Source organism: Janthinobacterium sp. SUN118 (assembly GCF_030397695.1).
GTDB lineage: Bacteria > Pseudomonadota > Gammaproteobacteria > Burkholderiales > Burkholderiaceae_D > Janthinobacterium.
This window is the reverse complement of sequence record NZ_JAPUBV010000002.1, coordinates 336,190-346,772: the sequence shown is the minus strand read 5'-3', so window position 1 is coordinate 346,772 and position 10,583 is coordinate 336,190. Positions and strand designations below refer to the sequence as shown.

At 61.5% G+C, this 10,583-nt stretch carries 7 protein-coding genes; 3 read left to right on the top strand and 4 right to left on the bottom strand.

Going from position 1 to position 10,583, the window contains the following annotated elements; translation table 11 throughout:
- Nucleotides 1-25 precede the first annotated feature (25 nt).
- Nucleotides 26-4,267 carry a DNA-directed RNA polymerase subunit beta' gene (gene rpoC, locus O0880_RS17190; RefSeq protein WP_071325697.1) on the top strand — a complete coding sequence of 1,414 codons (4,242 nt, stop codon included), beginning with the start codon at nucleotides 26-28 and terminating at the stop codon, nucleotides 4,265-4,267.
- Nucleotides 4,268-4,327: 60 nt separating this feature from the next.
- On the opposite strand, the gene O0880_RS17185 is transcribed toward rpoC, so the two are convergent.
- The gene (locus O0880_RS17185; RefSeq protein ID WP_289887735.1) at nucleotides 4,328-4,783 is read right to left on the bottom strand and encodes a hypothetical protein; all 456 of its coding nucleotides are present in this window, start codon (nucleotides 4,781-4,783) and stop codon (nucleotides 4,328-4,330) included.
- On the opposite strand from O0880_RS17185, the gene O0880_RS17180 reads away from it, so the two are divergent.
- Nucleotides 4,784-5,335 carry an ArsR family transcriptional regulator gene (locus tag O0880_RS17180; protein ID WP_289887734.1) on the top strand — a complete coding sequence of 184 codons (552 nt, stop codon included), beginning with the start codon at nucleotides 4,784-4,786 and terminating at the stop codon, nucleotides 5,333-5,335.
- A gap of 79 nt (nucleotides 5,336-5,414) precedes the next feature.
- A complete protein-coding gene (locus O0880_RS17175) occupies nucleotides 5,415-6,254 on the top strand; it encodes an HDOD domain-containing protein (protein WP_071325695.1) in 840 nt (279 codons plus the stop codon).
- Between the two features lie 71 nt (nucleotides 6,255-6,325).
- On the opposite strand, the gene O0880_RS17170 is transcribed toward O0880_RS17175, so the two are convergent.
- The 3 genes from O0880_RS17170 to O0880_RS17160 all read right to left on the bottom strand — a co-directional run bounded on the left by O0880_RS17170 (nucleotide 6,326) and on the right by O0880_RS17160 (nucleotide 10,574).
- Nucleotides 6,326-8,146: a DUF885 domain-containing protein gene (locus O0880_RS17170; protein WP_289887733.1), complete on the bottom strand. Its 1,821-nt coding sequence runs from the start codon at nucleotides 8,144-8,146 to the stop codon at nucleotides 6,326-6,328.
- 161 nt (nucleotides 8,147-8,307) lie between these two features.
- On the bottom strand, nucleotides 8,308-9,411 hold the full coding sequence (locus tag O0880_RS17165) for a M48 family metallopeptidase (RefSeq protein ID WP_289887732.1): 1,104 nt from the start codon (nucleotides 9,409-9,411) through the stop codon (nucleotides 8,308-8,310).
- On the bottom strand, nucleotides 9,408-10,574 hold the full coding sequence (locus tag O0880_RS17160; protein ID WP_071325692.1) for an HPP family protein: 1,167 nt from the start codon (nucleotides 10,572-10,574) through the stop codon (nucleotides 9,408-9,410). Before O0880_RS17160 ends, O0880_RS17165 begins: the two co-directional genes overlap by 4 nt.
- Nucleotides 10,575-10,583: the final 9 nt, after the last annotated feature.

Below are 10,583 nucleotides of genomic sequence, written 5' to 3'. Positions count from 1 at the left end.
AATTTAATCACCTCTGGAGTGATACATGAAAGCACTGCTCGATCTATTCAAGCAAGTACAGACCAACGAGACCTTCGATGCAATCAAGATCGGTCTCGCTTCGCCTGAGAAAATCCGTTCGTGGTCCTACGGCGAAGTCAAAAAGCCGGAAACCATCAACTACCGTACCTTCAAGCCTGAGCGCGACGGCCTGTTCTGCGCCAAGATCTTTGGCCCGATCAAGGACTACGAATGCCTGTGCGGCAAGTACAAGCGCCTGAAACACCGCGGCGTGATCTGCGAAAAGTGCGGCGTCGAAGTCACGCTGGCCAAGGTGCGCCGCGAGCGCATGGGCCACATCGAGCTGGCCTCGCCAACCGCGCACATCTGGTTCCTGAAATCGCTGCCGTCGCGTCTGGGCATGGTCCTGGACATGACCCTGCGGGACATCGAACGCGTGCTGTACTTTGAAGCATACGTCGTGACCGATCCAGGCATGACCCCGCTGAAGAAGTGCCAGATCATGTCGGAAGACGACTACGCCGCCAAGTACGAAGAGTACGGCGACGACTTCACCGCCTTCATGGGCGCCGAAGGTATCCGTGAACTGCTGCGCTCGATCGACATCCACCGCGATGCCGAAACCCTGCGCGTGGAACTGAAGGAATCGAAATCCGAAGCCAAGATCAAGAAATACGCGAAGCGCCTGAAAGTGCTGGAAGCGTTCCAACGTTCGGGCATCAAGCCTGACTGGATGATCATGGAAGTGCTGCCGGTGCTGCCGCCGGAACTGCGTCCGCTGGTACCGCTGGATGGTGGCCGTTTCGCGACCTCGGATCTGAACGATCTGTATCGCCGCGTCATCAACCGTAACAACCGTCTGAAACGCCTGATGGAGCTGCGCGCTCCAGAGATCATCACGCGCAACGAAAAGCGCATGCTGCAAGAAGCGGTCGATTCGCTGCTGGACAACGGCCGTCGCGGCAAAGCGATGACCGGCGCCAACAAGCGTCCGCTGAAATCGCTGGCAGAAATGATCAAGGGCAAGGGCGGCCGTTTCCGTCAAAACTTGCTGGGCAAACGCGTCGATTACTCCGGTCGTTCGGTCATCGTCGTGGGCCCGCAATTGAAACTGCATCAGTGCGGCTTGCCGAAACTGATGGCGCTGGAACTGTTCAAACCATTCATTTTCAATAAACTGGAACTGATGGGTCTGGCGACCACGATCAAGGCCGCTAAAAAGCTGGTCGAGATTCAAGAGCCGGTCGTGTGGGACATCCTGGAAGACGTGATCCGTGAACATCCGATCATGTTGAACCGCGCACCTACGCTGCACCGCCTGGGTATCCAGGCTTTCGAGCCCGTCCTGATTGAAGGCAAGGCCATCCAGCTGCATCCGCTCGTCTGCGCCGCATTCAACGCCGACTTTGACGGTGACCAAATGGCGGTCCACGTTCCTCTGTCGATCGAAGCGCAGATGGAAGCACGCACCCTGATGCTGGCATCGAACAACATTCTGTTCCCATCGAACGGCGAACCGTCGATCGTGCCGTCGCAGGATATCGTGCTGGGTCTGTACTACGCGACCCGCGAAGCGATCAATGCGAAGAACGAAGGGATGATGTTCCCTGACGTGTCGGAAGTGATCCGCGCCTACGACAACAAGGAAGTCGAACTGACGACCCGCGTCACCGTGCGTATTACCGAATACCCGAAAAACGCCGAAACGGGCGAATTCGAGAAAACGGTTACCCGCTACGAAACGACGATCGGCCGTGCGATCCTGTCGGAAATCCTGCCTAAGGGCCTGCCTTTCTCGGTGCTGAACCGCGCGCTGAAAAAGAAAGAAATTTCCAAGCTGATCAACACGTCGTTCCGCAAGTGCGGCCTGCGCGCCACCGTGGTGTTCGCAGACAAACTGATGCAATCGGGTTTCCGCCTGGCGACACGCGCCGGTATCTCGATCTGCGTCGACGACATGCTGGTACCGCCGCAAAAAGTCACGCTGATCGCGACGGCCGAATCGGAAGTCAAGCAGATCGAACAGCAATACGCCTCGGGTCTCGTGACCGCCGGCGAGCGTTACAACAAGGTAGTCGATATCTGGGGCAAGACCTCCGATGAAGTCGGCAAGGCCATGATGGACCAGCTCAAAGTCGAAGACGTGATCCGCCGCGACGGCACCAAGTCGACGCAAGAATCGTTCAACGCCATTTACATGATGGCCGACTCCGGCGCGCGCGGTTCCGCAGCCCAGATTCGTCAGTTGGCCGGTATGCGTGGTCTGATGGCCAAACCGGATGGCTCGATTATCGAAACGCCGATTACCGCGAACTTCCGCGAAGGTCTGAACGTTTTGCAGTACTTCATTTCGACCCACGGTGCACGTAAAGGTCTGGCCGATACGGCGCTGAAAACGGCTAACTCCGGTTACCTGACGCGTCGTCTGGTTGACGTGACGCAAGATCTGGTGGTGATCGAGGACGATTGCGGCACCATGAACGGCGCCGTCATGAAGGCACTGGTCGAAGGTGGTGAAGTCATCGAACCGTTGCGCGACCGTATCCTCGGCCGCGTGGTAGTGCATGACGTCGTCAATCCTGAAACCCAGGAAACGCTGTACGAAGCCGGCACCCTGATGGACGAAGACATGGTCGAAGAGATCGAGCGTCTGTCCATCGATGAAGTCAAGGTCCGCACGCCGCTGACTTGCGACACGCGCTTCGGCCTGTGCGCCAAGTGCTATGGCCGCGACCTGGGCCGCGGCATGCTGGTCAACGCCGGCGAAGCCGTCGGTGTGGTGGCAGCGCAGTCGATTGGTGAGCCGGGTACCCAGCTGACCATGCGTACGTTCCACATTGGTGGTGCGGCATCGCGTGCGGCAGTGGCATCGTCGGTGGAAGCCAAGTCGAACGGTACCATCCGCTTCACGGCAACCATGCGTTACGTGACGAACGGCAAGGGCGCGCAAATCGTCATTTCCCGTTCCGGCGAAGTGCTGATCACCGACGACCATGGCCGTGAGCGTGAGCGTCATAAAGTACCGTACGGTGCGACCCTGATCGTCAAGGACGGCATGGTCATCAAGGCCGGTACGGCCCTGGCAACGTGGGATCCGCTGACCCGTCCGATCATTACCGAATACGCCGGTCAAGTGCGTTTCGAGAACGTCGAAGAAGGCGTCACCGTCGCCCGTCAGGTCGACGAAGTGACCGGTCTGTCCACCCTGGTGGCGATCGATGCGAAGCGTCGCGGTTCGCTGACCAAGACCCTGCGTCCGCAAGTCAAGCTGATCAACGACGCGAACGAAGAAGTCAAGATCGCCGGCACCGAACACTCGGTGGCGATCGGCTTCCAGGTCGGCGCGCTGATCATGGTGAAGGACGGTCAACAGGTATCGGTGGGTGAAGTGCTGGCACGTATTCCTACCGAATCGCAAAAAACGCGCGATATTACCGGTGGTCTGCCACGCGTTGCGGAACTGTTCGAAGCGCGCTCGCCGAAAGATGCCGGTATGCTGGCGGAAGTCACGGGTACGGTTGCGTTCGGTAAAGAAACCAAGGGCAAGCAGCGTCTGGAAATCACGGACATGGACGGCAACAAGCATGAGTTCTTGATCACCAAGGACAAACAAGTGCTGGTGCATGACGGCCAAGTCGTGAACAAGGGCGAGATGATCGTGGACGGCCCGGCCGATCCGCAAGACATCCTGCGCCTGCTGGGTATCGAAGCGCTGGCACGTTACATCGTCGACGAAGTGCAGGACGTGTACCGTCTGCAAGGCGTGAAGATCAATGACAAGCACATCGAAGTGATCGTGCGTCAGATGCTGCGCCGCGTACAGATCGTCAATGCCGGCGACACCAACTACATCGTTGGCGAGCAGGTAGAGCGTTCGGAACTGCTGGACGAGAACGATCGCATGGCCGTTGAGAACAAGATTCCAGCGACCTACGAAAACGTCTTGCTGGGTATTACCAAGGCATCGCTGTCGACCGATTCGTTCATCTCGGCCGCATCGTTCCAGGAAACCACCCGCGTGCTGACCGAAGCGGCGATCATGGGCAAGCGCGATGGTCTGCGCGGCCTGAAAGAGAACGTCATCGTCGGCCGTCTGATTCCTGGCGGTACGGGCCTGGCCTTCCACCGCGCACGCAAAGAGAAAGAAGCGTGGGAAGTGGAAGAGCGTCAAGCCCTGCTGCTGGCCGAGAAAGCCTCGCTGGCTGGCGAAGCTGCCGAAGCGCTGCAAGACATCGAGATCCAGCAACACCACGGCGACGAAGCGTAATCTGCGCTGCTAGCTGACAAGAACGGCACCTTCGGGTGCCGTTTTTTTTCGCCTTTTAATTCATGCGACACGAATCGGTATGCCGATACTCAAACGGCATGTATCAATTGGGGGAGGAATATGAAACCCGGTGTCCATGTTATTTAAAACGGCGCCATGCATTCCGAATTTGATATCGGGCAAACGACGCGACTTGTATTGCCATGATTGAATGCGGGGCAATTGCGGCGCGATGAATGCTGAATGCCATTGATTAAATATCGACGAGATTGGGCATGCACATCGAGTAGACGGCAGGGCGCGCACGATCACGACACGTGCCGCTGCCCACGCCATCATTGAGCTGTGACGGCTGCGGAACAGCACTGTTGCAGCGCCGTCGCCTATCGCGCAGGCCGCGCTAATTTCCAGTTTATTCATGCTAAGATTTGGCGCATGATTGCCCAAGCCCTGTTTACTCCCGCCCAGCAAAAACTGCTGGGATTGCTCTTTGTCCGCGTGAATGAGGGCTTTCATTTGAATGAGATCATGCGCCTGACGGGGCTGGGCAGTGCTTCGGCGCAGCGGGAACTGCGCCGCTTGCACGAGTCCGGCCTTATCACGTCCGAGCGCATCGGCAATGTGCGGCGCTTCTGGCCCAACAAGGAAAGCCTCGTGTATCCCGAGTTGAGCGGACTGGTGCAGAAGACTTTCGGCCTGGTCGGCGTGCTCAGTACGACCCTGGCGCCCCTGCGCGCGCAACTGCACCTGGCATTCGTGTATGGCGCCACGGCGAAGGGGCAGGATATGCCGGGCAGCGCCGTCGATCTGCTGCTGGTGGGCGAGGAAGCCAATTACGGCGATCTATTGACGGGATTGGCCCCGGCCGAGCGAACCTTGCGGCGTAAAATCAATCCCAACTTATATACGCTGGCCGATTATCGGCGCCGCCTGCGCGAGGGGCAGCCATTCCTGCTGCAGGTATTGCAGCAGCCGAAGTTATTTGTCATCGGCGATGAATTGGCCCTGGGCGCATTGGCCCGGACGGATGGCATGTTGCAGGCGAATGGTTTGCCGCTGGTTTTTTAATGACCGGGCCTGGTAATCAATTTCTGCTATAACGTGGAATTGTTTTCTAGAATAATAGCTGAGGCGGATTGATCGTATGATGAATAAATTACAGGCGTTCGGTTTGATCGTTTCCCAGGCGGTGCGCGGAGAATTGACGTTTCCCACCAGCGTGAATTCCGCCTTGCAATTACAGCTGGCATTGGCCGAGCCGGATTGCCATATCGACCACGCCATCAAGCTGGTGCTGGCCGAGCCCCTGCTAGCGGCGCGTACGGTCGCGCTGGCCAATTCGGCCGTGTATAGCCGCGGCGATGCGCCGCCCGTCACCAGCGTGCGCGCGGCCGTCATGCGCATGGGTTACCGCAATCTGTATGCGCTGGTGGCAGCCATGGTGGTGCGCCAGTTCGGCAGCAAGATCATCGATCCCGTGCTGCGCCAGAAGGCGACCCAGCTGTGGGAGCACACGGCGCATGTGGCGGCGCTGGCGCACGTGATCGCCCGCCGCGTCACCAACGTCGATCCCGATACGGCCCTGTTCGCCGGCATCGTGCATGAGGTGGGCGGTTTCTATCTCCTGTCGCGCGCCGATGAATTTCCTGGCTTGCTCGACGACGATGCCGATCACTGGATGGAATCGGCCGAGGAAATCATTTCCCGCGAAGTCATGAAGAAGCTGCTGATACCGCAAGCCGTCAGCGAGGCCATCGAAGGCTTGCGCGATGGCTTGCTGTCGATCCCGCCCGACTCCCTGCTCGATACTTTATTGCTGGCCAAGCAACTGTCGCCCGTGCCTTCGCCGCTGCAGGTGACGTTTGTGGAAATGCTCACGCCATCCGATTCCGTGATCGACTTCATTATCGACAATGACACCCTGCAAAGCATCCTGGCCGAATCGGCCGAGGAAGTGCGCTCGATGAGCGCGGCGCTGCTGGTGTAACCCTCAACGCGCAGGTGAAAAAAACGGCAGCCCCGTCAAGGAGCTGCCGTTTTGCCTTCAGGCGCCGCGTCTTATTTCTGCTGCGCGATCCACAGGTCGACCTTGGCTTCCAGCAGTTTCAGGGGCAGGGTGCCGTCGCTGAGCACGACTTCATGGAACTTCGGCAGGCTGAACTTGTCACCCAGCGCCTGTTGTGCGCGCTGGCGCAGTTCGACGATCTTCAGCGAGCCGATCTTGTAGCCCAGCGCCTGGCCGGGCCAGGCCATGTAGCGTTCCGTTTCGCTTTTCGCCACGGCGTCATAGCCGAGGGTATCGCGCATGTACTTGATCGTCTGCTCGCGCGTCCAGCCCTTGGTGTGCAGCCCCGTGTCGACCACCAGGCGCACGGCGCGCAGCATCTCGTCGTTCAAGTGGCCGAAGTATTGCGCCGGATCGTCGAACAGGCCCATTTCCTTGCCCAGGGTTTCCGCGTACAGGGCCCAGCCTTCCGTGAAGGCATTGTTGCCACCGAAGCGGCGGAAGTTCGGCAAGTCCATCTCTTGCACCAGCGCCAGGTGGAAATGGTGGCCTGGCTTGCCTTCATGCAGGAACAGCGTCGTCATGCCCGTGTCGCCATACAGTTTCGGATCGGTGACGACGGACCAGAACACGCCGGGCCGCGAACCGTCGGCGGCCGGCGCCGTGTAGTGGTCGGCCGCCGTGTCACGGCTCAGCTCAGGCTCCAGGCGCAAGTCCAGCGGCGCCTTCGGCACCAGCGTGAACAGGGCCGGCAATTTGCTGTCGAGCAATACGTTCATCTTGCGGTAGACGTCGAGCACTTCCTGGTCCGTCTTGAACGGACGGTATTTCGCCTGTTCCGAGACCCACACGGGCAAGCCGGCGGCCGGGCCGTTGTAGCCCATCTTCGGACCCACGATCGCATACTGTTCCTGGATGCGCGCCACTTCCTTCAGGCCGATGGCGTGGATCTGTTCCGGCTTCAGGTCCGTCGTGGTGCTGCTGGCCACGCGCGCCTGGTACCAGGCTGCGCCATCGGGCAGGGCGCTCCAGCCGCTGCTGTCGCGGCTGGCTGGCAGGTAATCCTGTTCCATGAACGTGGCCAGGCGCTGCAGGGCCGGCATCAGCTTGGCCTCGATGATGACGGTGTAGGTTTGCGTCAGGCGCGCCTTGTCGGCGTCGGAAAACCCGGCCGGCAAGTTCTTGATCGGTGTGTAATAGACGCTGGCCTGCGGCGTGGCGCTGACGAGCTTCTTGAATTGCGGCAGTGCCGATTCCGTCAGCGCCTTCGGCAGCACGATGCCTTTTTGCATGCCGACGCGCATGTTGGCGATGGCCTGGTCTATCCAGCCCGGCAATTGGCCGATACGGCTCAGGTAAGCGTCATACTCCTTGACCGTGGTCAAAGGCTGCGATGCCTCGCCGCCCGCATAATTGGCCAGGGTGACGGGCATGCTGTCCATCTGGTTCAGCGGCAGCAGATATTCGGGGAAGCGCTCGAAGCTCAGCGCCGTGGCCAGTTCATAGTCGAGGATGTCGTAGTTGATCTGGTCCTGGTGCGACAGTTGCTGGCGCGCGATGGCGCGCAGGGTTTTCTGGTACTGGCGGTACAGGGCAAATTGTTTGGCGCGCGCGGCAGGCACGATGGCCGAACCCAGCTGGTCGTCAAAACGGTTGTCGCCGCTCTCGGTGGCGTTGATCGGCTCGAAACGGGCCAGCGCATCGTAGTACTGGTCGGCCAGCACTTGCAGCTGCTGCCTGGCCTTGGGCGCGCTGACGGCCGGCGCGACGGTTGCCTTGGCAGCGGCTTGGGCTGCGTGCGCGATGGGCGCGTAGGCGAGTAACAGGGAGACGGCCAGGGTGCCGAGGGTGCCGGCGGCAAAACGATGCTTCATGCGCGATGTCCTTTGTAAGGAGGAGAATGAACGGAGGCGTAGCGAGGTCGGGATGGCCGGTCGCGGAGGAGCAGCCGGGGCGTAAGCATACGCCATTGCCCGGCTCGTTTGGATAATTTATCTTGGGCAGAAGCTGCCACTTCTGTGTCGCGCAGGCGCGGCTATTTGACGCTGGCCGGCAAGGCCGCTTTCATCTGCTGCCAGCTGCCGCTTTGCAAGGGCAGGCAGGCGGCGCAGGGCGTGGCGGCGATCAGGCCGCGGATCTGCTGCGCGCGCGTGGCCGTTTGCGGATGCGACGAGAGCCAGCCCGGCGCGGCAGCCTTGTCCTGTTCCTTGTCGCCGAGTGTCTGGAAAAACGTCAGCATGCCGTCGGGGCGGATATGCGCGCGCTGCAAGGCGTGCAGGCCCAGCCGGTCTGCTTCTTCCTCCATGTCGCGGCTGAAATACAAGGTGCCGGCCTGGTGCGCCAGCATGGCGGCCACGGCGCTGATGTCGCCGATGGTGACGCCCACCAGGGCGCCCCAGCCCAGGCTGCTGATCATTTGCCGCAGCGAATGGCGTTGCTCCACATGCTGTACTTCATGCGCGAGCACGCCGGCCAGTTCGCCGGGGTCGGCCGCCTGGCGCAGCAAGCCTGTATGCACGACGATGATGCCGCCGGGCATGGCGAACGCATTGACGCTGTCATCGTTCCTGACCAGCCAGCGGTACTGGTAGCGCGAGCCGGCCGTCAGCTTCTGGCCGATTTCCTGCACAGTGTGCTGCGCCGCACCGCTCTCGACGATGCCACCCTGGGCGCGCACCTGCGCCAGGGCCAGCTCGCCCAGCTGCTTTTCCGTCGACAGCGGAATCCATCCCGCCAGCACGCCGATGGCATGGCCGCCCTGCCACCACAGCAATGCCGTGGCGACGACGGCCGCGCCCGTCAAGCCAAGCAGCCAGCCAGACACCTGCCGGCGGTTGCGCTGGCGCTCGCCCCACAGGCGCTGCAATTGCGGCTGCAGCGCGGCCGGCGCCTCCTGCAAGACGGTGGCGATGGCGCTTGCTCCCAGCGGCTTGAGCGACGCTTGCCGGCCTTGTCCGTCGAGCCAGTTCAGGAACAGTTCGGGCCCATCGACGCCGCCGACGCTGACGACCAGTTGCGCGATATCGACGCTGTGACCGGGCGCGTCGATGACCAGCTGGTTGCCGAAGAAATGCGCGCTGACGGGCGTGCCGGCCGGCCCGCCCTCGGGGCCAGTCAGCAGGGCCTGGAATGGCGTCATGCCACGGCCTCGGCAAAGCGGCTTTCGTACAGGGCCGCCATCAGGTCGGACTGGCTGATGATGCCGGCCAGGCGGTCTTCCTCATCGACGATGGGAATGTGGTGGTAGCCGGCGTCGGCCATCAGGGGCACCAGGTCGATGATGGGCGTGCCCAGGCGGGCCGTATGCGGTGACGGCGTCATCAGTTGCCCCACCACTTCCGGCTTGTCGCTGTGGCTGAGGCCGCTGCGCTGCAGCAGGCTGCGCAGGCGCTGGCGCATGCCCTGATAATCGTCGAGTCCGCCATGGCGCAGGAAATCCGTCTGCGTGATGATGCCGATGACGCGGCGCGCCCGGTTCAGCACGGGCAGGGCGCCCACCTGATGCTCGCGCATGGTGCGCCAGGCGGCATCGAGCGGCGTGCCGAATTCCACGCTGAGCACGTCCTTCGACATGATGTCGGCGCAGGTGACGACGCCGAAGCGGCGCTGGTAGGCGCGCATCTCCGTTTGCAGGAAGATGGCCTGCAAATCGTCGCGGCTGATGTCGAGCACTTCGCTGTGCTGGCGCAGCACGGCGTCGAGGTCGTCCGGCGAAAAGCCCAGGCGGTTGCTGGGCACGTCATCCTTGGTGGCGTGCGGATGCGGCGTTGCCAGCTGCTGGGTGTGCGGGTAGCGGCGTCCCGTCAGGTTGTTGTACAGCACGGCGCAGGCGACCAGCACGGCCGAATTGAACAGCACGGTGATGAAGACGAATTCAAAGCCGGCCGCATGCACGCTGGCGCCGCCCACGACGGTGGTGAGCGCCACGGCGCCGCCGGGCGGATGCAGGCAGCGCAGCGCGAACATGGCGCCGATGGCCAGGCAGGCGGCCAGTGCCGCCACGCCCACGCTGGGTCCCAGCCATTTGACGCAAGCCACGCCCACCAGGCCCGAGACGACATTGCCTCCCACCACCGACCATGGTTGCGCCAGCGGACTGGCCGGCAGGCAGAACAGCAGGACGGCGGAAGCGCCCATGGGCGCGATCAGGTAGACGCTGGCGCTATTCGGGGCCAGCAGGAAATGGCAGATGAGACCAGTGAGCAGCAGACCGCAGATGGCGCCCGCGCAGGCGCGCAATTGTTCGCGGCGGCTGCCATTGTTCGGTTGCGGCAGCCAGCGTGCCAGGAAAGAAGTCGTCATGGTGGGGAG

Excerpts from the sequence above, each read along its gene's own strand:
- O0880_RS17185 (WP_289887735.1), bottom strand. The coding sequence starts at position 4,783 with ATGAAAGCCCTCATTCACGCGGACAAAGAGCAATCCCAGCAGTTTTTG.
- O0880_RS17165 (WP_289887732.1), bottom strand. The coding sequence starts at position 9,411 with ATGACGCCATTCCAGGCCCTGCTGACTGGCCCCGAGGGCGGGCCGGCC.
- O0880_RS17160 (WP_071325692.1), bottom strand. The coding sequence starts at position 10,574 with ATGACGACTTCTTTCCTGGCACGCTGGCTGCCGCAACCGAACAATGGC.
- O0880_RS17170 (WP_289887733.1), bottom strand. The coding sequence starts at position 8,146 with ATGAAGCATCGTTTTGCCGCCGGCACCCTCGGCACCCTGGCCGTCTCC.
- rpoC (WP_071325697.1), top strand. The coding sequence starts at position 26 with ATGAAAGCACTGCTCGATCTATTCAAGCAAGTACAGACCAACGAGACC.
- O0880_RS17175 (WP_071325695.1), top strand. The coding sequence starts at position 5,415 with ATGAATAAATTACAGGCGTTCGGTTTGATCGTTTCCCAGGCGGTGCGC.